This window comes from Campylobacter lari subsp. concheus, assembly GCF_008245025.1.
Lineage (GTDB): Bacteria > Campylobacterota > Campylobacteria > Campylobacterales > Campylobacteraceae > Campylobacter_D > Campylobacter_D concheus.
Genome location: NZ_CP043426.1, coordinates 573,046 through 597,713 on the forward strand (window position 1 = coordinate 573,046; position 24,668 = coordinate 597,713).

A 24,668-nucleotide genomic window follows, 5' to 3' on the forward strand; every position below is an offset into this window, starting at 1 on the left:
GTATAAAAATTAAGTTTTCTTTTTACTTAAAGGTATTTTGTGTGATATTATTGTTAATATTTTGAGTTAAAATTTCACATAGCTTTAAAAAATAAAATAAATTTAACCTAAAATTATATTTTTTTATAACAAATTCATTTTTTTATGATAAATTTGTATTCTGAAATTTATAAAAAAGGAGATAAATATGGATTTAATATCCCAATTTGTTGCCTTTGTGAATAATCAGTATTATTCTATTTTAGTAATTTTACTTATTGTCACGGGGTTTTATTATAGTTACTTGACTGGTTTTGTGCAATTTCGAATGCTTCCTTATGTGTTTGATATCTTAACGGAAAAGCAAGAAAAGCACGAAAAACACCATATTACTCCTTTTCAAGCTTTGATGATTTCAACAGCTTCAAGAGTTGGTATAGGAAATATCGCAGGTATCGCAGTAGCAGTTGTTTTGGGTGGACCAGGTGCTTTATTTTGGATGTGGGCTATGGCGTTTTTTGGTGGCGCCTCAGCTTTTGCAGAAAGTACTTTAGCGCAAGTTTATAAAAGCCGTGATGGTAAAAGTTTTAAAGGTGGTCCTGCTTATTATATTAGTAAAGCTTTAAATTTAAAATGGCTTGGAGCTGTTTTTGCGGTAATTTTAATCATCACTTATGCTTATGGATTTAATGGTCTTCAAAGTCAGACTATGACTTCGGCATTTGAGTTTTACTATAAAGGCATGGTTGACGCTAGTGAAGTAAGCTTTGCTCAAAGTTGGTGGCCTATTATAATAGGAGCAATTTTAGCTGTTTTTGCTGCTTATATGTTTTTTGGTGATCACACTAAAATAGGTAAAGTAAGCTCAGTTATTGTTCCTATTATGGCGATGATTTATGTTGGTTTATCTATCATAGCGATGTTTATGAATTTTGATAAAATTCCTGAAGTGTTTTCTATGATTTTTAAAAGTGCTTTTGATTTTGAAGCTATTTTTGGTGGATTTGCAGGTTCTGCTTTGGTTATAGGTATAAAAAGAGGGTTATTTTCTAATGAAGCAGGCATGGGTTCAGCGCCAAATGCAGCAGCTTCAGCTCTTACAACTCACCCTGCAAAACAAGGAGTTATTCAAGCATTTTCTGTGTTAATTGATGTGATTATTTGTACAAGTTCAGGATTTTTAGTGTTATTTTCACTTGCTTATGCAAATAATATCGGCGTAGATGGCAAGCCTATTTTAACAGCGCTACCTTTGGTGCAAGAATCTATGAAAGAATATTATGGAAATTTAGGTGTACATTTTACTACTGTTAGTATAGTTTTATTTGCCATTACTTCTTTGATAGGAAATTATTATTATGCTCAAGCAAATATTAAATACCTTACTCAAAATCCTATTATTATTAATCTTTTTAAAGCAAGCGCTGTACTTATGATTTTTATTGGTGCAAATATGGATTTAAAATTTGCGTGGGATTTGGCTGATACTACTATGGCATTTATGGCTACGATTAATATTATTTCTATTTTATTACTTGGTGGTATAGTGAAAAAGGTATTAAAAGACTTTAGCGAGCAAAAAAGACAAGGTAGAGATCCAGTGTTTAGTGCTTCAAAGCTTGGTATTAAAAACGCAGAGTGTTGGGACTAATGATAGATTATATTATTATTGCTTTGTTTATAGCTTTTATGGTTTTTCTTGTGTTTGGCTTTAACCGCCAAATGCAAGAAAAAGCCAAACAAAGAGAAGAAAAACTAAAAACAAAGAAAGATTTTAAAAAAAATAGGTAAAATACACTAAAAAATTTTTAAAAAAGAGTGTAAAATGAAATTGTTAATAGAAATAGGCACAGAAGAGCTTCCTGCTATTCCTTTATTGAAAGAACTTCCAAATATTACTAAAAAATGGGAAAAGATTTTACAAGAGTATCATTTAGAATCTGAATTTAAATTTTTCTATACTCCTAGAAGATTGGTTTTTATCCATGAAAATTTTAAAGAAAAACAAGATGATTCTTTTGTGGAATTTATAGGTGCGCCTAGATCGATAGCTTATAAAGATGGAGAGCTTACTCAAGCAGGACTTAGTTTTTTAGAAAAAAGTGGTTTAAAAGAAGAAGAACTTGAATTTAAAGAAATTAAAGGTAAAGAAGTTTTGTATTGTCAAAAACAAGTACAAGGCTTGCAAAGCAAGGTGGTTTTAGCTCAAATGATCGAGGCTTTTTTAAAAAGCTTGAGTTTTGGTAAAACTATGAGATGGGGCGATGGTAGCTTTGAATTTATTAGGGCTATCCGCTCGCTTTGTTGTGTTTTAAATGATGAATTGATTGAGTTTGAAAGCTATGGTGTTAAAAGTGCAAAAAGTACTTTTGTGCATAGAAATGTTAGTTATGATTTGATAGCTTTTGCAAATATTGATGAATATTTTAAAACTTTAGAGCAAAATTATATTATTTTAGATCAAGAACAAAGAAAAAAACTTATCATTGAACAGTTAAAGACACTTGAAAAAGAAAATGATATTACTATTGCAGAAGATGATGAGCTTTTAGCTGAAGTTGTAGCTATTACAGAGTATCCAAAAGCATTATTAGGGCATTTTGAAAAAGAGTATTTAGAAATCCCAAGTGAAGTAATCATTACCTCTATGAGAGAAAACCAACGTTATTTTGCTGTATTTAAAAATAATACTTTAAGTAATCATTTTATCGTAGTTTCTAATGCAGTTTGTAAAGATTATTCTAAAATCATTAATGGAAATGAAAGGGTGTTAAGAGCAAGATTAAGTGATGCGATGTTTTTTTGGAAAAATGACTTAGCACAAGGCTTAAATAATGATAAAATAAGCCAAATGGTCTATCTTGAAGGACTTGGAACCTTAAAAGATAAAATTATCAGAGAACAAAAAATCGCCGCTAAGCTTTGCGGGGTTTTTGCTAACACTCAAAAAGATGAAATTTTAAAAGCCATAGAATATTCAAAAGCTGATCTAAGTACTCAAATGGTGTATGAATTTACTGATCTTCAGGGTATTATGGGATCTTATTATGCTAAAGCTATGGGTATGAGTGATGAGCTTGCTTTGGCGATTAAAGAACAATACCTTCCAAATGGCGATAATTCAGCTATGCCAAGTAATGAATTTAGTTCTATCGTAGCTTTAGCTTATAAATTTGATACACTTATGGGGCTTTTTTCAATGGGGAAAATCCCAAGTGGTACAAAAGATCCTTATGCTTTAAGAAGAGCAGTAAATGGTGTTTTAAAAATTATTCTAGCTTTAAATAAAAATTTTGATCTTAAGGTATTTTTAGAAACAATAGCTAGTGAGTATAAAAGCTTTGATTTGAAAATTTTATTAGATTTTATCTTAGAGCGTTTATATACTTTTTACGAAGTAAATGCTTCTTTTGTTAAAGCTGTGCTTAGTTCTAAAACTTATGATGTTATTTATATTGATTCTTGTATTAGAGCTTTGATTCAAAGTGCAAATAAGGCAGATTTTAGTCAAAATTTTGCTACTTTTAAGCGTTTGGCAAATATTGCAGTGTTAAGCGAGGTTCAAATTAATGAAAATTTGTTTAACACTCAAGAGGAAAAAGATTTATATCAAGCTTTTATGCAGTGTAAAGTAAAAGAAAATAATACCCAAGAGCTTTTAGAGAGTCTTTTTGCGCTAAAACCACAAATTGATGCTTTTTTTGATAAAGTAATGATTAATGATAAAGATGAAAATATTAAAAACAATCGCCAAGCTTTGGTATGTGCAATTTATCGTGAGTTTTTAAAAATAGCCGATATTAAAGAGCTTAGTGTATGAGAAAAATTCTTTTTTTTCTTTGTTTTTGGGTTTTTACTTTAGAAGCTAGAGAGATTGATCTTGTAAAAGGTCAAGTAGTTTTTTTAGAATTTGATAAAAATAATTTTTTACAAGTTAGTTCAAATTTTAAAAAACTTCCTTTTTTTGAGTATAAAAATAAAGTTATTGTTAGTATAGCTATGCCTTATAAAAATCCTAAAGATAGAAAATTAATAGCTGAATTTAAAGATAATTCCAAAGAAGAAATTAATATAAAATTTAGCGAAGGAAATTACAAAAAAGAATTTTTAAAAGTTAGTGCTTCTAAGGTCAATCCACCTAAAGAAACACTTGATCGCATTAGCAAAGAATACCAAGAAGCTATTAAGGTTTATAATACCTATACTAATATGGCCTTATTTGAAGGCAATTTTGCATATCCTTTAGAAAGTAAAATTACAAGTGCTTTTGGAAAAGCAAGGTTGTTTAATGATACCCTTAAAAGTTATCATAGCGGAACTGATTTTAGAGCAGCAAGTGGGACAAAAATTTATGCTAGTAATGGTGGTATTGTAAGGATTGCTTCAAATCGTTACTATGCAGGAAATTCAGTGGTGATTGACCATGGATATGGGATTTATTCTCAGTATTATCATCTATCAAAACTTAATGTAAAAGCGGGACAAAAGGTAAAAAAAGGCGAGCTTATAGGTTTGAGTGGAGCTAGTGGTAGGGTTACAGGGCCACATTTGCATTTTGGAATTTTAGTCAATGGTGTGCAAGTTGATCCACTTGATTTTATAGCTAAATTTAATGCTTTATAATGATAGTTTTTAGTGAATTTTTTCAAAACTGGATTGATAAATATTACTCCCAAGCTGTGAGTGTTGGCAAAAATGGAGATTTTTATACCGTAGTTAGTGTGGGAAATCTTTTTGGGGTGCTCTTAGCTAATCATTTTTTAAAACTTATAGATGATAAAAAATTAACTTTACCGGTTGAAGTTATAGAAATAGGAGCAAATGAAGGGTATTTAATGCTTGATTTCATACAAGCTTTATACACACTTAGAGCTGATGTTTTAGAACAGATTGAATGTTTTATCATAGAGCCGCATGAAAAGTTAAGATGTATTCAAAAAAAACTTTTTGATGAGTATGATTTGGATGTGAAAATTTATAATTCTTTAGAAGAATGTCATTTTAAAAATGCTTTTTTTTATGCTAATGAATTATTTGATTGCTTTGCATGTGAACTTATAAATGATAAAAAAATGGCATATGTTGATGATGATTTAAACATTGTTTTTAAGCCTATGAGTGAAGATCTTTTAAAAGAATGTGAGAAATATACTATCACTAATAGTGAGCTTTGCATTTCTTATAAACCTTTTTTATCCAAATTAAAACAAACTTGTGAAAAACTAACTTTTGCATGTTTTGATTATGCAAAAAAAGAAGAAAAAATTAGTATTAGAATGTATAAAAATCACCAAGTGTATAATCTTTTTGAAGAGAATTTAAAAGATTTTTTTGCTAAAAGTGATATTACATATAATGTAAATTTTGATCATTTTTTGCAAGTTTTAAAAGAAGAGGGCTTTGAAGTGTTAGAATATAAAAATCAAAATCAAGCCTTAATTGACTTTGGTTTTGAAGAAATTGTCGAGCACGCTAAAACTACTAACCCCCTAATTTATAAAAACTTTATCAACCAAAGTAAAAATTTGATGTTTAACTTTGGCGATAAGTTTAAGTTTTTAGAATTTAAGCTTTAAAATCACTGCTTGTAATATCAAGTCCAAAACCTTTTAAGCCTATAAATTCTTTATCGGTATTTTGACTTAGAAGTTTGATTTTTGAAATTTTTAAATACCTTAAAATTTGCGCTCCTATGCCGTAATTTTTAAATTGTGTGTTTTCTTGTTTTTCATTTTTCATGAAAATGATTACACCACCTTTTTGGCTTAAAAACTCAATCTGTTTTAATAATTCATTAAATTTATTAGAAGTTAGAAGCTCAAAATCGCTTCCACTAAGATAAAATTTAACATTCTCACATTCTTTCAAAGCACCAAAACTAAAAGCTATATGTTCATTTTCATTATGATCTTTAAAAGTCATTTTTTTAGCTTTAAAACCCGCTAAAATACTGTCTTCTTCTTTGATTAAAGAAATCAAACTTTCATTTTTTAAACGATACTCGATTAAATCTGAAATAGTAATCATATTGATATCGTGTTTTTTGCAAAACTCAAGCAAATCACTTCTTCTAGCCATATCCCCATTATCTTTAACAATCTCACATATTACGCATGCTTCTTTTAATCCTGCTAAGCGACATAAATCTACTGTTCCCTCAGTGTGACCTGTTCTTTCTAAAACCCCACCTTTTTTTGCTATCAAAGGATTGATATGTCCAGGACGCACAAAATCACCTGCCTTTGCATTATCATCAACAAAAATTTTAATCGTCATATCTCTCTCATAAGCACTTACTCCTGTCGTTGCATTTTTTGCATCAACAGTGATAGTAAAAGCTGTTTCATGATTTGATGTATTTTTAGGTACCATTAAAGGTAGTTCAAATTTTTTAGCCAGATTTTCACTCAATGCTACACACACAACACCTCTTGCGTGAGTAATGGTAAAATTTATTTTTTCTTGTGAGCTAAATTGCGCAGGGAAAATCAAATCCCCTTCATTTTCTCTATCTTCTGCATCTACCATTACTAACATCTTACCATTTTGAAGTTCTTTTATAGCTTGTTCTATACTTATATATCCCATAAAAATCATTCCTTGATAATATTTTTTCAAATACTATCACATTTTTCTTGACATTATGTTAAAAATGGTATATAATACCACTTTTAATTTACAAAAATTGCTTTTTTTTGTTGGGGTATCGCCAAGCGGTAAGGCAACAGGTTTTGGTCCTGTCATTCAGGGGTTCGAATCCCTTTACCCCATCCACTTCATATGATGCCGCGAAGTAGAGCAGTGGTTAGCTCGTCGGGCTCATAACCCGAAGGTCGGGAGTTCAAATCTCCCCTTCGCAACCAATATTTTTTAATTTTTACTTATCTCTAAAATAAGTTAATTCAAAAATCATTTTTTACCTATTATAGTGATAATTTTTTCATAATGTTCTTGTTTTATGTTGCAAGTATTGTTTTCTTGATATAAACAAAGACAATTTAATATAGGTTTTAAGCTATTGTCTAATAGGGAAAAAGATATATCCTTTCTGTGTTCTACTCTTAGGAAATTTTGTAATATATTTTTATTTTTCTTGCAGTAATGACTAAAATTTATCTATGATTTTAAATCTTTTGGAAGATTAGTAGAAGCTGGAATTTTATTTTTTATATATGCATTAATATCTTGAGCTAGTTGAAAATCATCATATATATTATCAAGGTTATAATAAGGAAGTATTTTATTATCAATGATGTGTGTTTTGAAGTCTTTGATGGTTTCTGAAAGATTTTACTTGGTATTATCTTCAAGCTCTTGAGAGATGTGAGTAAGGTTATTTCTTAGATTTTTGATGCCTGTTAAAAGTTTGTATTAGGCCTATACTTCTTTTTTTATATCCTAAATTAAATATAAAATTTATAGCATCTTCATCGCTAACTCATGAAATAGAAGAGATTAAACTGTCTAGTTTAAAAAATTTGAAATAAAATAAAGTTTAGATTAAAAAAATACAAGAAGTGTAAAAATAAATGGTGGATTTAGCAGGCGTGTAATTTACCAACTAAACCCCTAAATATCCATACTTTAATGAAATATTTTTTCATTTGCACATACTTTTGCACATACTTTGTATTTTATTGTAAAAATGTGTAAAAAAGTGATATTATTTTACTAAATATATGGAAATAAGAAATAATTATGAAATTAATGGATTTAGCTAATCGTTTAGAAATAATTCTTAGAAAATATCTAAAAACTCATCATATTAGTTTTCACATTAAAGCTAATGATAGTTTATTTGACTCTGATTGGATTAAGCCAGTAAGTTTTGTTTTAGGGCATAGATATGCTTTTGTGGATATTCAAAAAAAAGATGATATATTAAAATTTTTAGAGTGTGAATTTCAAGGAAAGAATATTGTGGATTTAAATTCTAACAAAGAAAAATACTGCCTGACTAATGAAGAACAAGTGTTTAAATATATTCAAGAAACAATTTCAAAAATAGAATATTTGTTATCAGATGAATTACTAAAGTAGGTTAAATCTCATTTTAAAGATTTAACCCCTGATACAACTTTAGCTATTTCTTCAATAGAGAATAATACATAGCGAGATACTTCCATAGATTGTATTTTACCTTTTCTTCTTAGATTATCAATAGTTCCTGAAGAAACACCTAATACTTCAGCAAATTCTTTTTTGCTTAAAGTCATTTTTTTATACTTCTCAAACAAAAATTCTTTTGTTTCTAAATAGTTCTCATTCATGCTGATTGTCCTTTTTTGATAATCAATCGTGTGTTTATTATAACACTATTTTTATGCTAGTAAGAATTATTCTATAACTTAATACTCTTGTATACTTTTAAAATCAAATTTATAAAAATATACTTAATAAAAATCAGTTTAAAACTAAACTTTGTTTATTTTTAAAGTATATATACTTTATGAATCTTAACCACCTTTCAATTTCCATTAAACATTCTATATATTATTTTACCTATTGCCTAATTTATAAAAACACATAAACTATAATTAAATATATTTTTTTAATAAGTTATTTTAAGATTATAACAACTATTATCAAATTTATATAAAACTCTATATTTTAATTATCTAAAGAGTATAATAAGATATTTATACTCTTTATTTATTACCATATATAAGCTTAGTATTTATATTTTATATACTAAATATGTATAAACAGTATTTATATTCTTATATAAATACTGTTTATACATATCTACAAATACTTTAAACAATATAATAAAGTATAAATATAAAAGTTATAAAAGACTATTTATCCATTATCTTAAAAAAGTAAATAAAAGTAATTTTTGGTTTTATGTAAATAATAATAAATATATATGCATTTTTTTAATAAAAAATAAAAGTAATTTTGATTATAGTTTATAAATAATTATTATATTTGATAGTTTTTTGGCTAATTTTCAATATTTTTATAACTTTTTTATCGATTTTGTATTTTTTGTGTTATCATATTCTCATCACAGATAAAAATTAAATGTAGGTTATGGGGGGGGGATATGAAAAAAACACTTTTACTCGTTTTACTTAATTCACACTTTTCTTTTTTCTCAAATAATGATTTTAAAAAATCAAGATAAAATCATTATAGATAACAATCAAACTCTTGCTCTTAATCATGTAAATCATGATCAAAAGCAAATACTTAAAGAACATAATAGCATTGACCCAAGAGTTAAAAAGCTATTAGAAGAAAAACCAAAGAAAGATTCTAATCTTAGTAAAGAAGATGAAGAATTATCTAATAAGGTTATTAATACTATTCAAACCATAGGCAATATATATAATGCCAAAGATAATAAAGAAAGAGATGAGCTTATAAGAGATTTAGCAGGTAATTATTTAAGCTTACAAGCTAATACTTTAATCCAAGAATATTTACATGCTCTTAATCACTCCATTAATAGTGAGTTTAATTTAAACTATAATGACAGAGGTGGCTTAAGTGGTAATGCTAAAGTTCTTTTACCTATTATGAGTGAAGATAATCCAAAAATATCTTATTTTTTACAAAGCGGTATAGGTGGATATGAAAATAATAGAATCATAGGTCATTTTGGTGGTGATATAAGATATTATCCTAATGCGTTAGCATTAAATAATTCAGGCAATATCATGCTAGGATTAAATTTAGTTTATGATCATGATTTTAGTAGAGAACATAAAAGAATATCTTTGGGCTTTGAAAGTATGTTAGATACACTAGCTTTCCATGCTAATATTTATCAAAGATTAAGTGATTGGATTAATAGTTATGATTTTAAAAATGCAAATAATGATCTAACTTTCTTAGAACGCCCTGCTAATGGTTGGGATATGGGTATTAAATATGCTTTCCCTGCTATGAGCAATGTAGCTATTTTTGCTAATATGAGTAAATGGTATGGAGAAAAAGTAGCTCCATTTGGCAATGTAAACTGCTATGAAGATTTAGAAAAAAATCCTTTAGTGTATGAAGGAGGTATTACTTATTCACCTTGTCCAGCATTAACTTTTTCATTAAGTCATAAAAGAAGTAATGAAAGTGATAAACAAGGTACAAATATAGCTATGAATTTTAATATACCTTTAGACAAAGATGCCCTCAAACATGCTTTTGATACAAACTTAGCAGGTATAAATAACACTATTGAAGGCTCTAGAACTCATTTTATAGATAGAGATTATTCTATGGTGCTTGAATATAAAGCTATTAATAATGCTTATCATATTTCTTATTGTGGAAATTTAGGAGATAATACTCATTGTATTATGCTAAAAAATGGTTTTAACCAAGCAGTTAAAAATATTGCTATGAGTGTAACTCCTGAACAAAGAAGTGTAATCTTAAAGAATGGAAATCATTATATTACTGATGATAATGGAAAAGTTTTTGTAAAAATAATCCATGCTTATGGAGTTCATCAAACTAATTTAATTGCTAAGGCAGGGAATGCTCAAGAAAGTTTTCCTATTACTATTGTAGCACCAAGACAAGACTTTAAAGTATTTGCTAAACCTTCTAATATACAAAGACATGAAAAATCTCTAATCACATTTGCAGGAAGTGATTTAGCAAGTGATTTAGATATAAATTGGAAATTAATCGGCAAAGGAAGCTTAGAAAAAACTCCAAATTCAGATAAAACTGATAAAGATGGAAATTCAAATATTATCTATAAGCCTGATATAAATATGAAAGATAAAGAAAAGGCAACAATCATTGCTAATGTATTAGGAATTACTTTAAAAGCCTTTGTTCAAGTAGCAATTTATGGAGACAATGATATTATCTTAGATAAAACTACTATAGGTAATAAAGAAAAAGCTCATGCAAGTTATAAAAACTTACAAGCTAAAACTACTAAGGTTAAATGGAGCATACAAGGAGATAATGCTTTATTTATAAATAAAGATAAAACTACTAAAGAGCTTAATTTAATAGCTGATGAAAATGGTGAAAGTAATGTAGAAATCATAGGACTTAGTGGAAATGAAAAAGTAAAAATCATTGTTAAAAATATGAGCGATGAATTAGTAAAAGCAAAAAGTAAATTTTTAAAGATCAAAAATTATACAGCTACTATGGAGCTTCCTACTGGAAAAGACCCTGTAACTCATCAAGACTTTGAAAAAGGAATGATTGATTATAAAAGCGACTTTGAAGTAAAACTTAAAGGTTTAATGCCAAAAACAAAGGTTTCATGGAAAGCTAAAGATATACAAAGTAATAAAACTTTAAGAATTAGCAATGACAAAGAAAGCACAGCTGATGATAAAGGTGAGAGTAAGGTAGTATTTGAAGGAGTAAAAGATTTTAATATTAAAAGATTACAAATCATTGCTACTTATAATCAAAGTGCAGCTAGTACTCAAGAAATAAACGGAGAAATCAAACTCCACCAATACACCCCAAGCATTAATTTTAGTAAAGATAAAATCCATGCTTATGAAAGTGAAAACACCAAAGCTTTAAAAGATCCAAAACTTGATCATGTAGAAGTAACTTTAAAAGGTGGTAAGCCTAATGAGAAAGTAGAATGGAATTTAAGTGGGGATGCTACTTTAGGTAGTCATGATGCAACATTTAATGCTAGTGGTGAAGCTAAAGCAACTATTACTGCTAAAGCTCCATTTAAAGCTAATCCTACCATTAGTGTTAGCACCCTAGGTCAAAACCTCACTAAAACTATTACTTATGATGTTAGAAAATTTGATCCTGTATTTACATATCCAAGCTTTAAAGGTGAGTTAAATACTATAGATTATAAGAGCGATTTTAAAATTACTGTTAGTGGTTTATTGGCTGATAGCACTGTAAAAGTATTAAAAGATGAAAAAGTTACTCCTAAAAAAGATAACTTCATTGTAAATAATAAGGGTGAAACTACTTTAGAATTTAGTGGTATTAGTGATTATAGTATTAAAGATTTCAAGATTAGTATTGAATATTTAAAACAAGGAGATATAAAAGATACTAAGACAAGTGATACTATCAAACTCCACCAATACACCCCAAGCATTAATTTTAGTAAAGATAAAATCCATGCTTATGAAAGTGAAAACACCAAAGCTTTAAAAGATCCAAAACTTGATCATGTAGAAGTAACTTTAAAAGGTGGTAAGCCTAATGAGAAAGTAGAATGGAATTTAAGTGGGGATGCTACTTTAGGTAGTCATGATGCAACATTTAATGCTAGTGGTGAAGCTAAAGCAACTATTACTGCTAAAGCTCCATTTAAAGCTAATCCTACCATTAGTGTTAGCACCCTAGGTCAAAACCTCACTAAAACATTAACTTATGTAGATGGAACTATATATACTCCAAAAATAGAATATCCTTCTTATAGAGTAAGTTTCTGGAAAACATTAGATAAAACCATAGATTATGACTCAGATTATGTATTAAAAGTAAGCGGTCTATTACCAAATTCAACCATTGATAATATCAGTGGAAGTAAGGGAGTAAAAGCTAAAAAAGAAAGCTTTAATGTTAATGATAAAGGTGAAGCTACTTTAGAATTTAGTGGTATTAGTGATTATAGTGTTAAAGAACTTACTATTAAGTTTAGTTATATGAAATCAGTTATTACTAAGAGTGAAATAACTGCAGATAAAATTAAGCTTTATCAAAGAGAATTGAATTTAGAACTTGATAAAGAAACACTTTATACTCAAGAAGGAGATATAGTACACGCTGTATTAAAAGGTGGTAAAGAAGGTTCTAAAGTAGAATGGAATTTAAGTGGGGATGCTACTTTAGGTAGTCATGATGCAACATTTAATGCTAGTGGTGAAGCTAAAGCAACTATTACTTCTAAAGCTCCATTTAAAGATAATCCTGTAATTAGGGTAAGTGCTATGGGTAAAAATTTAAGTAAAGAATTAAAATATAAGAAGATTCCAATCCAATTATTTTTTAGTAAAACAGTGCTGACTCCATTATTGATTGAAATTGTGGATGTAACCGCAAAAGGCACTCCTAATGAAAAAATTAAATGGAGTATTACTGGTGATGGAGTACTTCCAAAAGAAGATCTGATTCCAAAATATTTTGATAGTGAGGGTTTTGCAAGGACTAAATTCAGGACAATTAATCCTAATACTCGTCCAATAACAGTAAGTGTTGAATATGAAGATGGAAGTGGAAAAGCTAGCAAAACAGCCGTATTTGATGGTCCAATTAGACCAAGAATAGATAGATATTCTATTTCATTTGATGCAGGTGCAACTATAGAACTGTATGGATTAGTCCCAAATTATACTGTAGAAGTTCAACCAGATCAGTATCTTGGTTATATTGATTTTGTCAATAAAGGCACACTTTATACTGATGATAAAGGGTCGGTTTATTTGAATTTTAAACCTATTAGAAGTGTCACTAAGCATACTGGTAGAGTTTTTAAACTTAAAGTGAAATATAAAGAATGGGACGGTTCTTATAAAGAAGCACTCATAGGAGATATTGAAGTGCAAAAACAAATTCATGCAACGTATGATTCTTGGAAAGACCCTAATTCGTGCTATATTAGTGCAACTTTAACACTAAGCAATGGGATTGCAGGAGAAGAGGTTAATTTTGATGGAACCAAACTTATCGTTGGTCTTGGTCAAACTGTGCCAATTATACAAAGATGGGATAAAAAATTTGATAATTCTGGTGAAGCAAAAGTTACAATATCAACCACATGGTGTACAAAACCAGCGACTGAAACTCCTTCTTTTTATATGAGATTTAATACTTTTGGTGTAAGTTCTTCAGATACAGAAGTAGTTTCTTTTGAGGGTGGAGATCATAAAGAAATTCGTTAGTTGGATATCTTTTATTGGAAGAAATTCAGCATATTTTATAGTAGAAAATAGGAAGGAATATATGCCATTTTACAATTTTGTACAATTTCTATCTCTGTTGGCTCAGCTTTCAGAGATAGATATTAAAATTCTTATGGAATATAAAGATTTATTGTTAAAAGCATTATCATCTTTAAATGAAATGAAAAGATTTGACGCAAAAGAATATATGTAGCTTGTTAACATTCTTGAAGAAACTTTTTTAGATAAACTTCAAGTGGATGAAAGTAAAAAGAAAGAAATTTGCAAAAATATCATCAAAATACTAAAAAATCACTGGAAAATGTTTTTTTGAAAACCAAGTTGTAATACAAAACTAATAAGAAATAATATAATAAAATGGTGGATTTAGCAGGACTCGAACCTGCGACCAACCGGTTATGAGCCGGTTGCTCTAACCAACTGAGCTATAAATCCGCCAGAAGTTAAAATAGAAATGTTATTATATCTTTATTTCCTTAATTTAAATTTAGAATTTTATTTTTACTGCTTTTTCTATTGCTAAATATCTAAAAGTTATTAAATTTTGTAAAATTCCAAAGAAAATCATAAAGGTAGCAAAAGAACTTCCCCCATGACTAAAAAATGGCATAGGTATACCAACAACAGGAGCAAAACCTATGGTCATTGATATATTTACTGCTACATATATGAAAATAAATAAAGCAATGCAATTTGTCACCACTCTTGTAAAATAATCATCTTTGAGCTTATAATTTAAACTCAATAAATGAAAAATGAGCAGGGTATAAAGCAATATGATTACAACCGCACCGATAAAACCAAATCTTTCAGACAAATATGCAAAAATAAAATCACTCGTAGAAATAGGTAAAAATTTAAAATGTGTTTGTGTGGCTTCATCGGCCTTTTTTCCGCTCAAACCACCACTTCCTATAGCGATGATGGATTGTTTTACATGGTAACTTGGCTCTTCAGCTAAGAAATCGTGAATTCTTTGTTTTTGATAAGGTTTTAGAAAGTCGCTGTAAATAACAGGCGAAGCTATAGCTATAGCTAAAAAAATGCTAAGCCAAATTTTATAATTTACTCCTATGATAAAAAGCGTTCCAAAGCCCACTATTAAAAGTACTAAAGCTGTTCCTAAATCAGGTTCTCCTGCTATAAGTAAAAATGGGAGTAAAATATAAAAACTTAGCTTTAAAAATTGTTTTAAACCATAGCCATTATGCGGTGGTGGGTTTTGATAAATCAAATAAGCTAACATTAAAATAAAAGAGGGTTTGAAAATTTCAGAAGGTTGTATGGTGAAATGCGTAAAAGGTATCTCAAGCCATCTTCTAGCCCCAAGTTTTTCAACACCAAAAATATCGACGCTCAAAAGCAAAGCTATATTGATCCAATATAACACAGGTATAAGCCACACTAATTTTCTTAAAGGTAAAAAGAAAAAAAACGCAAATCCTGCAAAACCTACTAAAGTATAGATAAATTGTTTTTCAGCTAAGCGTGTATTTGCTTCATAAATTAAAAGAAAAGATATAGCTATGATAGGCAATACTAAAAGAGGTTGAACAAAATCAAAATGCGTTAGAATTCTTCTATCAAGTTTTATCAAAACTACCCTTTTTACAAAATATTGTGTAATTATATGCTAAAATTACAAATTTTATCACAAGGAAATATAATATGCTAAAAATTTCATCACTTTGTGAAGAAAGATTGGATATTTTTTTATCAGATACACTTAAACAAAGTCGTTCGCAAGTTGCTAAACTAATCAAAGAAAATTGCATATATATTAATGAAAAAATAGAAAATAAAAGTTCTAAAAAAATAAAAAAAAAAGATGAAATAAGTATTTTTTTACCTTTAGCAAAAGAAGCCAAAGAAAGCTACACGCCTGAGTTTGATATAGAAAATTTATATGAAGATGATGATGTTTTAGTTTTAAACAAAGCTCCTAATGTTGTTGTGCATGGTGCAAGTAGCGTTAAAGAAGCGACTTTGGTGGATTGGCTTTTGCATAAAGGCTATACTTTATCAAATTTAAATGGAGAGCATAGAGCAGGGCTTGTGCATAGACTTGATAAAGGCACAAGCGGAGCTATCATCATAGCAAAAAACAATCAAACACATCAATTTTTAGCAAATCAGCTTTTAGATAAAAGTATGGGAAGATTTTATCTTGCTTTGAGTGACTTGCCTTTGAAAAATGATAAAATGAGCAATGAAAAAGCTATCATGCGTTGTCCTAATAATAGGCTTAAAAAAATTACTACAAATACCAAAAATCCTTTAGCAAAAAATGCAAAAACAGATTTTATAAATTTATTAAGTTCTAAAAACTGCTCTTTAATAGCTGCTAAATTATATACAGGAAGAACCCATCAAATCAGAGTGCATTTAGCAGATTTTAATCGCTATATTTTAGGAGATGAATTATACGGATATAAAGGAAAAATAAAGTATAATAGAGTAATGCTTCATGCGTATTTGATTTATTTTATTCATCCTAGGACTAAAGAGTTAATGTTTATAAAAGCTCCTATGTTTGATGATTTTTATCAAATTTTAAAAGAAAATTTTACACAAGGAGAGATAGATGAAAAAACTTCATTGGATTATCTTAAGTTCTGCTTTGGCTTTTAGTGCTTGTAGTACAACTATGAGTTCGCCTCAAATTGCTCAAGTAAATGATACTTTACCAAAAATTTCAAATATTAAAAGTATAAGTGATATTACAAGCATAGCTTTTGAATGGGAACCTTTGTATGATCAAAATATAGCAGGCTATTACATTTATAGAGCAAATGCAGCTGGTGCACCTATGGAGCTTATAGCAAAAATTAAAAATAAGTTTCAAACTCATTATACTGATACAAATTTAGAGCCAAATACAAGATATTATTATTCTATGAAAACCTTTAATGAGCTTGGACAAGTTTCTCAAGATGGTGTAAGCATAGAAGCTTTTACCAATAGAGTGATTGATCCAGTGCCTTTTGTGCAAGCTATTGTGGGTTTGCCAAATCGTGTAAAAATAGTTTGGAGACCGCATCCTGATGTAAGAGTAAATTCATATATCATTGAGCGTGCAAATATGAAAGATATGAAATTTAAAGAATTAACTAGGGTTAAAAATCGCTTAAGTGCTGAATATATAGATGATTCACTAAAGCCTGATGAGAGTTTTCAATATAGAATCATAGCTTTAACTTATGATGGTATTAAAAGCACCCCAAGTAAAATAGTAGAATCAACCACTAAAGCACTTCCTCCTATGGTAAGTAATTTACAAGCAAGTAAAGATGCGCCAAGAAAAATCATTTTAACTTGGGATAAAATTGATTATGCTGATTTTGCTTATTATAAAATTTATTCTAGCTCAACTACCTTTTTACCTTTTAGCGTGGTAGCTAAAACTTCTGAAAATACTTATGAAGATGTAGTTAAAGGTGTGGCTGAAAAAAGATATTATAAAGTGAGTATGGTTGATAAAGATGGCTTGGAAAGTCCTATAGCAAATGAGCCTGTAGAAGGTATCACCCTAGGGGCACCATTAGCACCAAGTATTATTTTATGTGCTGTTGAAGATGATGGTATTAGAGTTGAATGGGTTGATAATGATGATAGAGCTAAAGAATATATAGTTAAACGAAGTGGGGGTGGAAGTAATGCTGTATTTAAAGAGATTAAATCCAAACAATTAAAAGATATCACAGCTGTTCCTGGAAAAGTATATAGTTATGAAGTTATAGCAATTGATGTAAATGGTATAGAATCAAAAGCTTCTGATAAATTTACAGCGGTGAAATAATGCCAAATTTTAAGTGTAAAGTTTTAAAAGAAATTCAACTTCCTTTTAAAAAAGATGGAGTTGAATTTTTATGGCTTGCTAAAGGTGAAAATGTTGATTTACTTTTTACGCGCATAAAGCAAGAAAACTTTTTTTTGCAGATTAAAATAGATGAAAAAAAACAAGAATGGCTTATTAAGGGCGAAAAACACACTAAACCTTCGCAAATTGGATATTTGCAAAAAGCTTTGCTTGTGTTTAAAGAAAATTTTACTCAAGATGCAGTTTGTGAAGCTGTAGCATTAAAACATACAAGGTTAATCCAAAAAACACCTTTAATTGCTAATGATTTAAAAGAATTACTAGAGCAAATAAAAAACAAAAAACAAATTTTTATTGAAATAGGTTTTGGAAGTGGTAGACATTTGCTTTATCAAGCAAGATTAAATCCTGACGTGTTGATAATTGGTATAGAAATTTACACGCCTGCGTTAGAGCAAGTAGCTAAACTTGCCTTAAGTGAAAACTTAAATAATGTTTTGTTAATAGAAACTGATGCAAGATTATTATTAAGCGTACTTGAGTCTAACTTGGTAGATAAAATCTTTTTGCATTTTCCTGTTCCTTGGGATAAAAAGCCTCACCGTAGAGTAGTTGGAGTAAACTTTGCCAATGAATGCGCTAGAGTTTTAAAAGAAAATGGGCAATTTGAACTTAGAACAGATAGCTTTTTGTATTTTGATTTTACCTTAGAAACTTTTTTAACTTTTTCACATTTAAAAGCTTTAATCAAAAAAAATGAAAATTTAGAAATTTCAAGCAAATATGAAGATCGCTGGAAAAGACAAAATAAAGATATATATGATTTAATCATTAGTGGTTTTAGCAAGAGTGAAAGTTTAAGCAAGGATCAAAAATTTGCCATTGAAGATTTAAAATTAAACACAGAAGAATTAGCTTGTATAAAAAAGAATTTTAAAAATGAAGTTTTTAAAGGTGAGGATTTTTTCTTGCATTTTGAAAAAATGTACATTAAAGACGATGAGCTTATCATTAAAATAGCTTTTGGTGCTTTTTATAAGCCTGAGCATGTTTATATAGCTTTAAATGTACAAAAGATAGAATTTGTTTTTGAACAGCCTTTTAAAACTAAAGAAAATTTAAAAGCTATAGAAAAATTAAGAGAAATATTGTATTCTTATATCAAATAATCATTTATAAAATAAATAAGGAAAAAGCAGTGATGATAGAAGCTAAAAAGCTTTGTCTTGGTTATGATGAACTTGTTATAGAAAATGCTAGTTTTTCGCTAAAAGATAATGATTTTGTTTTTATTACAGGAAAAAGTGGTAGTGGAAAGTCAACTTTGTTAAAATCTTTTTATGGAGATTTGGAGCCAATAAGCGGGAATTTAAAAGTTTGTAATAATGATTTAGTGGATATTTCTAATGCTGAACTTTTACAGCTTAGGCAAAAAATAGGAATTATTTTTCAAGATTATCGTTTAGTTCAAGAATTTAGTGTAGAAAAAAATGTAATGCTACCTTTGATGATTAAAGGTTATAGTAAAAATGTATGCAAAGAACAAGCCGCAAAGCTTTTAAAGCATGTAAATTTAACTTTCAAAGCCGATAAAAAGCCAGCTCAGCTTTCAGGTGGAGAACAACAACGCGTGGCTATGGCAAGAGCCCTAGCGCATAATCCAAAATTACTCTTATGTGATGAACCAACGGGAAATTTGGATGAGTATTCTTCAGATATTATATGGACTTTATTAAAATCAGCTAGAGAAATACTTGGAACTTGTGTGGTAGTTGTTACGCATAGAATTCCTACTAATTTAAGACTTGATTATCGTCGTTTTAATATAGAAAATGGGAGAATGAATGAAATCTTTTAAAAATCATCTTTCTTTAATATTTGCTTTAATGGTAATGATGTTTGCTTTTGAGTTTTTAATCATTACAAACAAAACTATAGAGCATTATGAAAAACTTTTAAATAAAGATTATAATATTATTTTAGTAGGTAAAACTCATTTGGATAAAAAAAGCATAGAAGATCAAGTAAATCATTTTCAGTCTTTAGAAATTTTAAATCCAAATGAAATGATAGACAGACTTAAAAATGATATATCAGCTAAAAATATAGAGGTTTTAAAAGCTACATTGCCAAAATTTTATACTTTAAAACTCAATAAACTTTTATCAGAAGATGAGCTAAATACTTTAAAAGATAAGCTTTTAAAAAATCCTAATATTACTAGAGTAGAGACTTTTGCTAAAACGCATACAAAAATTTATAAACTTTTGGTTTTAGTGAAATTTTTATTATGGTTTTTCTTATTTATCATAATATTGCTTAGCTTTGTATTATTGCTTAAGCAAATGAAAATTTGGCTTTTTGAGCACACTCAAAGAGTGGAAATCATGTGTTTACTTGGAGCACCATTTTGGTTTAGATCTTTTATGCTTTATAAGATAGTTTTTATTGATTGTTTTATAGCATTTTTATTGCTTGTATTATTTTTTACGCAAGTTTATGATCTTGAATCCATTAAACTAGCTTTACAAAGTGTGGATATTAGCTTACCTAAAATAAGTATTTTCATACATTTGTTTGTGATTTTTTTAGCAATGCTTTGTGTTTGTTTTGCTTGTGTGAATTTTGTAATGTTTAAGGTTAGAAAATGAAAAAATGCTTTTTGCTTTTTTTGTTTTCTTTTTCTATTTTATTTGCAAATGAAATTGCACAAAAACAAAAAGATATTAAAGAAAATGAGCGCATAGTAAAGCAACTTTCTAAAAAGTTAGAGGATTTAGCTAGTGAAATTTTAGATAATGAAAAAAATCTAAAAAAAATTGCTTCAGAAATTAGCACTTTAACTTCAAAAACTTCTAAACTTGAAAGTTCAGTAAAAACTCAAATAAAAGCGCTAGAACAACTTAATGCACAAAATAAAGATCTCTTGCAAAATAAAAGCAAAATAGAAGGGAAGATTATTGATTTAATTGCTAAAGATTTTGCTTATGATTTGGCAATTCCTAAAAATTATATCGAAAGTGAAGATAGTATCATAGCTTTAGAATTAGTTGGGGTTTTGGATAAAATTTTCAAAGAAGAATTTTATCAAATTTCAAAAGATTATGAAAATATAAGTAAAAAAATAGAAGAAAAACAAACTCAAATTACCACAATTAATAATAATTTAAAAGCCTATAAAGATCAAATCGATGAGCTTAAAAATCTTAGAAAAAAGCAAGAACAAGAAATAGCTAAGCAAAAAACAGATAAAGAAATCTATACTAGAAAACTTTCTAATTTACAAGCCCAACAACAAGAATTAAGAAAAACACTTAATAAGTTAAAAATTATTAAAGAAAAAGAAGAAGAAAAATTAGCACAAAAAAAAGAAGACAAAAAACCAAGCTCAAATGTTAAACAAGTAGGCTCAAGTTATCAAACAAGCAGTGTTAAGCGCTATAGTGGTCCCAAGACAATCGCTCCTTTAGAATCTTACACGGTAAAACAAAAATTTGGAAACTATGTTGATCCTATTTATAATATTAAAATTTATAACGAAAATGTGGTTTTAAAAAGTGACAGTGCTAATGCTGCAGTAAGAAATGTCTTAGATGGTAAAGTAGTTTTTGCAAAAGCAACTCCAACTTTAAAACAAGTTGTGATTGTTGAAAATAAAGATGGAATACATACCATTTATGCGCATTTAGATAAAATTGCGCCTGGGGTTAAAGTGGGTAGAAATATCAAAAAAGGTTATATTATAGGTAGGGTTGAAAGTGATTTAACTTTTGAAGTAACACAAAAGAATTTTCATATCAATCCTTTAGAGATGATTAAATAAATTAGTTTTTTTTAATGCGAATTTTGATATAGTTTCAAATCAAAGGAGAAAATTAATGAACAATAAAAGAAAAAGAGTATTGGTTAAATTTTCTGGAGAAGCTTTGGCTGGAGAAAATGGGTTTGGTATAGAAAATTCAATTTTAAAATACATAGCTTCTGAAATAAAAAGCTTGATTAATGAAAATGTTGAAGTAGGTATAGTAATAGGCGGTGGAAATATCATTAGAGGGGTATCTGCTGCAAGAGATGGACTTATAAAAAGAACAAGTGGTGATCATATGGGTATGCTTGCTACTGTGATTAATTCTATAGCTATGCAAGAAGCATTAGAAAGTGCTGGACTTGATGTAAGGGTTCAAAGCGCTATTCAAATGGAAGCATTCTGTGAAACTTATATCATGAGAAGAGCGCATAGACACTTAGAAAAAGGACGTATAGTTATTTTTGCTTGTGGTACGGGTAATCCTTATTTTACTACAGACACTGCTGCGACTTTAAGAGCAGTGGAAATTCAAGCAGATATGATCATCAAAGCAACTAAGGTAGATGGAATTTATGATAAAGATCCTAAAAAATATGATGATGCAATTATGCTTAATGAGTTAAGTTATGAAAGAGCTTTACATGATAATATTAAAGTTATGGATGATACTGCAATAGCCTTAGCTAAAGATAATGCTCTACCTATTGTGGTATGTAATATGTTTAAAGAAGGAAATTTGTTAAAAATCATCCAAGGCGATACGAGTTTATGCTCTATTGTTAAAAATCAAGATTAAGGATAAAAATGAGAGTAGAACAAATAGCTGCAAAAGCATTAAAAAAACTAAAAGATGATAGATATAAACTAGCTCTTGTGGTAGCTAAAAGAGCTGAAGAGCTTGCAAATGGTGCAGAACCTTTAGTAAATTTAGATAAAAATAAATATAAATATACCGACATTGCTTTACATGAAATAGCAGAAGATAAAATCGTTTTAGAGGGATTTATTGAAGCTAGTAAATGATGAGTTATTGTTAGATAAACTTGTTGATGATGTTAAAAATTGTAAGGATTTACAAAGAGCAAAAGAAATCCTTTTTATGGTCTTTCCACAATCTGCTGTTTTAGAAAAAGCAGTAGATTTTTGTATCCAAAAACACAAAGGACAATTTAGAAAAAGCGGAGAGCCATATGCAGTTCATCCTATATTAGTGGCTTCTTTTGTGGCATTTTTAAGTCCTGTACAGTCTATGATCATCGCTGCATTATTGCATGATGTGTTAGAAGATACAAATTGCAATGAAGAAGAATTGAGTTCAAATTTTGGTGAAGAAGTTACCAAATTAGTTCAAGGCTTAACCAAAATAGTCAGTATTAGAGAAGATCATCTTACACGCTCTAATTCTAATGAAAAACTTGCAAAATCTGCTTTGACTTTTAGAAATATGCTTTTAGCCGGTGTTGAAGATGTGAGCGTGCTTGTAATAAAGCTTTGCGATAGATTGCACAATATGCTTACTTTAAATTTTTTAAGAGAAGATAAACAAAAAAGAATCAGCGAAGAAACCTTAGTGGTATATGCACCTATAGCTCATAGACTTGGAATTTCAAGTATAAAAAATTTACTTGAGGATTTAAGTTTTAAGTTTTTATTGCCTGATGAATATGCACAAATTGATAATTATATAAATGCAAAAGATCAACAAATTCAACTTGGATTTAATGAATTTATTTCGAAAATAGAAATGTTATTTTTGGAAAATGGCTTTAGACAGGGTAGTTTTGTTATACATAAAAGAATTAAACATAATTATTCTATTTATTTAAAAATGCAAAGAAAAGGTGTAGGACTTGATGAAGTTTTAGATCTTTTAGGTGTAAGAATTTTGGTTGAAAAAGTTTATGATTGTTATTTGGCTTTAGGAATTTTACATACGCATTTTAATCCTTTAATTTCAAGATTTAAAGACTATATAGCTTTGCCAAAACAAAATGGCTACCAGACCTTACATACAACGCTTTTTGATGCAAAAAATATCATAGAAGCTCAAATTCGCACCTTTGATATGCATAAGACTGCTGAATTTGGCGTGGCAGCACATTGGAAATATAAAGAAGGAAATATAACAACACCAAATTTAGATTGGCTTGCAGATATTTCTATGCATGGTAAAGAAGATGGCAATACTGTGCAAGATTGTGATGCTATCGAACTTTATGAATATGCAAAAGATAGTTTATATATTGAGGATATAGCAGTATATTCTCCTAAAGGTGAAATTTTTACTTTACCGCGTGGAGCTACGGCTTTGGACTTTGCTTATGAGGTTCATACTAAAGTAGGACTTCATGCTAAAACTGCTTTTGTTAATCGCATGAGAGTGCCACTTTTAACTGTGCTTAAAAATGGAGATATAGTTAGTATTGAAACTTCGGAAGAAGAATTTTTTAGATGTTCATGGATAGATAGCGTTAAAACAGGAAAGGCTAGGGCTAGCATAAGAGATTTTTGCAAGCAAAAGAAAAAAGAATTAAATAACAAAATTGCTATTAATCTTTTATCTACTGTTTTTAATAAAGATTCTAAACTTATAGAAAAATGGCTTGAAAAAGAAAATTTTAATAAAAAGCTAAGACAAATTGCTTTGGATTTTAATTATTTTAAAGATGTAATTATTGCTCTAAGAAAATATATGGGGCAAAATCAAGCAGCTAAATTTGAACAAAATGAGCAAAAATTTGAAAGCATAGTGATTGGTTCTAATTATAAAATAACCACGATTAATTTTGATTATTGTTGTAGGCCTAAAAGAGGAGATGAAATTATTGCTTTTAGACATTCAACTGGAGCAACAATCCACCATAAGCTTTGTGAACAAGCAATGAAAATGATAGAAGATAACAAAGAAATGGTTTTTGTTTTTTGGAATGATAGTTCGATAAAAAGTTACAAAATCATCGTTTCTATAGAAAATAAAAAAGGTTCTTTAGCAGATTTTCTAACTACTTTAGCTAAAATGCAGATTAATGTTTTAAGTATTAACTCAGCTGATTCAGAGCCAGTCGTTGCAAATTATTTTGAAGTACAAGTTGAGTTACCTAATAATATAGATCTTGAAAATGCAAAAGAAAGATTAAAATCAAGATATAAAATTTTAGATTTTATATCTTTAAATGATGCATATAACAATCACTAAAAA

General features: G+C 28.7%; 20 protein-coding genes and 3 tRNA genes. 19 read left to right on the forward strand and 4 right to left on the reverse strand.

What is annotated here, in order from left to right:
- Positions 1-187 precede the first annotated feature (187 nt).
- The 5 genes from CLCT_RS03065 to CLCT_RS03080 are packed head-to-tail and all read left to right on the forward strand — an operon-like array spanning position 188 to position 5,555.
- Positions 188-1,630 (forward strand): alanine/glycine:cation symporter family protein, encoded by a 1,443-nt coding sequence (locus tag CLCT_RS03065; RefSeq protein WP_149062213.1) that lies wholly within the window; start codon positions 188-190, stop codon positions 1,628-1,630.
- Positions 1,630-1,770 (forward strand): hypothetical protein, encoded by a 141-nt coding sequence (locus CLCT_RS07670; protein ID WP_164717489.1) that lies wholly within the window; start codon positions 1,630-1,632, stop codon positions 1,768-1,770. Before CLCT_RS03065 ends, CLCT_RS07670 begins: the two co-directional genes overlap by 1 nt.
- Before the next feature lie 34 nt (positions 1,771-1,804).
- Positions 1,805-3,799, forward strand: a complete 1,995-nt coding sequence (gene glyS / locus CLCT_RS03070) for a glycine--tRNA ligase subunit beta (RefSeq protein ID WP_149062214.1) — start codon at positions 1,805-1,807, stop codon at positions 3,797-3,799.
- Positions 3,796-4,602: a peptidoglycan metallopeptidase Pgp3 gene (gene pgp3 / locus CLCT_RS03075; protein WP_149062215.1), complete on the forward strand. Its 807-nt coding sequence runs from the start codon at positions 3,796-3,798 to the stop codon at positions 4,600-4,602. The genes glyS and pgp3 overlap by 4 nt, the downstream gene beginning before the upstream one ends.
- Before the next feature lie 2 nt (positions 4,603-4,604).
- The gene (locus tag CLCT_RS03080) at positions 4,605-5,555 is read left to right on the forward strand and encodes an SAM-dependent methyltransferase (RefSeq protein ID WP_039669041.1); all 951 of its coding nucleotides are present in this window, start codon (positions 4,605-4,607) and stop codon (positions 5,553-5,555) included.
- On the opposite strand, the gene CLCT_RS03085 is transcribed toward CLCT_RS03080, so the two are convergent.
- Complete coding sequence (locus CLCT_RS03085; protein WP_149062216.1) at positions 5,545-6,567, reverse strand: bifunctional 3,4-dihydroxy-2-butanone 4-phosphate synthase/GTP cyclohydrolase II; 1,023 nt, start codon at positions 6,565-6,567, stop codon at positions 5,545-5,547. The two genes, CLCT_RS03080 and CLCT_RS03085, sit on opposite strands and share 11 nt — an antisense overlap.
- Before the next feature lie 111 nt (positions 6,568-6,678).
- Between CLCT_RS03085 and CLCT_RS03090 the strand changes: the two genes are divergently transcribed.
- The 3 genes from CLCT_RS03090 (at position 6,679) to CLCT_RS03100 (ending at position 8,019) form a co-directional block, all read left to right on the forward strand.
- A tRNA-Gln gene (locus CLCT_RS03090) sits at positions 6,679-6,753 on the forward strand.
- A gap of 13 nt (positions 6,754-6,766) precedes the next feature.
- Positions 6,767-6,842, forward strand: a tRNA-Met gene (locus CLCT_RS03095).
- An 835-nt stretch (positions 6,843-7,677) separates the two neighbouring features.
- Complete coding sequence (locus CLCT_RS03100; RefSeq protein WP_149062217.1) at positions 7,678-8,019, forward strand: hypothetical protein; 342 nt, start codon at positions 7,678-7,680, stop codon at positions 8,017-8,019.
- Between the two features lie 8 nt (positions 8,020-8,027).
- On the opposite strand, the gene CLCT_RS03105 is transcribed toward CLCT_RS03100, so the two are convergent.
- Entirely contained in the window at positions 8,028-8,249 is a 222-nt protein-coding gene (locus CLCT_RS03105) for a helix-turn-helix domain-containing protein (protein WP_149062218.1), read from the reverse strand.
- 837 nt (positions 8,250-9,086) lie between these two features.
- On the opposite strand from CLCT_RS03105, the gene CLCT_RS03110 reads away from it, so the two are divergent.
- On the forward strand, positions 9,087-13,820 hold the full coding sequence (locus tag CLCT_RS03110) for an inverse autotransporter beta domain-containing protein (protein WP_149062219.1): 4,734 nt from the start codon (positions 9,087-9,089) through the stop codon (positions 13,818-13,820).
- Between the two features lie 61 nt (positions 13,821-13,881).
- Positions 13,882-14,034: a hypothetical protein gene (locus CLCT_RS07675; RefSeq protein WP_170230431.1), complete on the forward strand. Its 153-nt coding sequence runs from the start codon at positions 13,882-13,884 to the stop codon at positions 14,032-14,034.
- Between the two features lie 165 nt (positions 14,035-14,199).
- Here the strand turns inward: CLCT_RS07675 and CLCT_RS03115 are convergent.
- Together CLCT_RS03115 and CLCT_RS03120 are read right to left on the reverse strand one after the other, a co-directional pair.
- Positions 14,200-14,276, reverse strand: a tRNA-Ile gene (locus tag CLCT_RS03115).
- A 52-nt stretch (positions 14,277-14,328) separates the two neighbouring features.
- On the reverse strand, positions 14,329-15,438 hold the full coding sequence (locus CLCT_RS03120) for an FtsW/RodA/SpoVE family cell cycle protein (protein ID WP_039668250.1): 1,110 nt from the start codon (positions 15,436-15,438) through the stop codon (positions 14,329-14,331).
- A 71-nt stretch (positions 15,439-15,509) separates the two neighbouring features.
- Between CLCT_RS03120 and CLCT_RS03125 the strand changes: the two genes are divergently transcribed.
- The 9 genes from CLCT_RS03125 to CLCT_RS03165 are packed head-to-tail and all read left to right on the forward strand — an operon-like array spanning position 15,510 to position 24,665.
- Complete coding sequence (locus tag CLCT_RS03125; protein WP_149062220.1) at positions 15,510-16,472, forward strand: RluA family pseudouridine synthase; 963 nt, start codon at positions 15,510-15,512, stop codon at positions 16,470-16,472.
- The gene (locus CLCT_RS03130; protein WP_039668252.1) at positions 16,426-17,640 is read left to right on the forward strand and encodes a fibronectin type III domain-containing protein; all 1,215 of its coding nucleotides are present in this window, start codon (positions 16,426-16,428) and stop codon (positions 17,638-17,640) included. Before CLCT_RS03125 ends, CLCT_RS03130 begins: the two co-directional genes overlap by 47 nt.
- Positions 17,640-18,830 carry a tRNA (guanosine(46)-N7)-methyltransferase TrmB gene (gene trmB / locus CLCT_RS03135; RefSeq protein WP_149062221.1) on the forward strand — a complete coding sequence of 397 codons (1,191 nt, stop codon included), beginning with the start codon at positions 17,640-17,642 and terminating at the stop codon, positions 18,828-18,830. Before CLCT_RS03130 ends, trmB begins: the two co-directional genes overlap by 1 nt.
- Before the next feature lie 32 nt (positions 18,831-18,862).
- Complete coding sequence (locus CLCT_RS03140) at positions 18,863-19,519, forward strand: cell division ATP-binding protein FtsE (RefSeq protein ID WP_039625813.1); 657 nt, start codon at positions 18,863-18,865, stop codon at positions 19,517-19,519.
- Positions 19,506-20,312: an ABC transporter permease gene (locus CLCT_RS03145; RefSeq protein ID WP_149062222.1), complete on the forward strand. Its 807-nt coding sequence runs from the start codon at positions 19,506-19,508 to the stop codon at positions 20,310-20,312. The genes CLCT_RS03140 and CLCT_RS03145 overlap by 14 nt, the downstream gene beginning before the upstream one ends.
- A complete protein-coding gene (locus CLCT_RS03150; RefSeq protein ID WP_149062223.1) occupies positions 20,309-21,484 on the forward strand; it encodes a murein hydrolase activator EnvC family protein in 1,176 nt (391 codons plus the stop codon). Before CLCT_RS03145 ends, CLCT_RS03150 begins: the two co-directional genes overlap by 4 nt.
- A gap of 55 nt (positions 21,485-21,539) precedes the next feature.
- Positions 21,540-22,265 (forward strand): UMP kinase, encoded by a 726-nt coding sequence (gene pyrH / locus CLCT_RS03155; RefSeq protein ID WP_039668256.1) that lies wholly within the window; start codon positions 21,540-21,542, stop codon positions 22,263-22,265.
- A gap of 8 nt (positions 22,266-22,273) precedes the next feature.
- Entirely contained in the window at positions 22,274-22,492 is a 219-nt protein-coding gene (locus tag CLCT_RS03160) for a DNA-directed RNA polymerase subunit omega (RefSeq protein WP_039618002.1), read from the forward strand.
- Positions 22,476-24,665, forward strand: coding sequence for a RelA/SpoT family protein (locus CLCT_RS03165; RefSeq protein WP_149062224.1), 2,190 nt, complete (start codon positions 22,476-22,478; stop codon positions 24,663-24,665). Before CLCT_RS03160 ends, CLCT_RS03165 begins: the two co-directional genes overlap by 17 nt.
- Positions 24,666-24,668 lie beyond the last annotated feature (3 nt).

Excerpts from the sequence above, each read along its gene's own strand:
- CLCT_RS03065 (WP_149062213.1), top strand. The coding sequence starts at position 188 with ATGGATTTAATATCCCAATTTGTTGCCTTTGTGAATAATCAGTATTAT.
- CLCT_RS07670 (WP_164717489.1), top strand. The coding sequence starts at position 1,630 with ATGATAGATTATATTATTATTGCTTTGTTTATAGCTTTTATGGTTTTT.
- glyS (WP_149062214.1), top strand. The coding sequence starts at position 1,805 with ATGAAATTGTTAATAGAAATAGGCACAGAAGAGCTTCCTGCTATTCCT.
- pgp3 (WP_149062215.1), top strand. The coding sequence starts at position 3,796 with ATGAGAAAAATTCTTTTTTTTCTTTGTTTTTGGGTTTTTACTTTAGAA.
- CLCT_RS03085 (WP_149062216.1), bottom strand. The coding sequence starts at position 6,567 with ATGGGATATATAAGTATAGAACAAGCTATAAAAGAACTTCAAAATGGT.
- CLCT_RS03100 (WP_149062217.1), top strand. The coding sequence starts at position 7,678 with ATGAAATTAATGGATTTAGCTAATCGTTTAGAAATAATTCTTAGAAAA.
- CLCT_RS03105 (WP_149062218.1), bottom strand. The coding sequence starts at position 8,249 with ATGAATGAGAACTATTTAGAAACAAAAGAATTTTTGTTTGAGAAGTAT.
- CLCT_RS03110 (WP_149062219.1), top strand. The coding sequence starts at position 9,087 with ATGATTTTAAAAAATCAAGATAAAATCATTATAGATAACAATCAAACT.
- CLCT_RS07675 (WP_170230431.1), top strand. The coding sequence starts at position 13,882 with ATGCCATTTTACAATTTTGTACAATTTCTATCTCTGTTGGCTCAGCTT.
- CLCT_RS03125 (WP_149062220.1), top strand. The coding sequence starts at position 15,510 with ATGCTAAAAATTTCATCACTTTGTGAAGAAAGATTGGATATTTTTTTA.
- CLCT_RS03130 (WP_039668252.1), top strand. The coding sequence starts at position 16,426 with ATGAAAAAACTTCATTGGATTATCTTAAGTTCTGCTTTGGCTTTTAGT.
- trmB (WP_149062221.1), top strand. The coding sequence starts at position 17,640 with ATGCCAAATTTTAAGTGTAAAGTTTTAAAAGAAATTCAACTTCCTTTT.
- CLCT_RS03140 (WP_039625813.1), top strand. The coding sequence starts at position 18,863 with ATGATAGAAGCTAAAAAGCTTTGTCTTGGTTATGATGAACTTGTTATA.
- CLCT_RS03145 (WP_149062222.1), top strand. The coding sequence starts at position 19,506 with ATGAAATCTTTTAAAAATCATCTTTCTTTAATATTTGCTTTAATGGTA.
- CLCT_RS03150 (WP_149062223.1), top strand. The coding sequence starts at position 20,309 with ATGAAAAAATGCTTTTTGCTTTTTTTGTTTTCTTTTTCTATTTTATTT.
- pyrH (WP_039668256.1), top strand. The coding sequence starts at position 21,540 with ATGAACAATAAAAGAAAAAGAGTATTGGTTAAATTTTCTGGAGAAGCT.
- CLCT_RS03160 (WP_039618002.1), top strand. The coding sequence starts at position 22,274 with ATGAGAGTAGAACAAATAGCTGCAAAAGCATTAAAAAAACTAAAAGAT.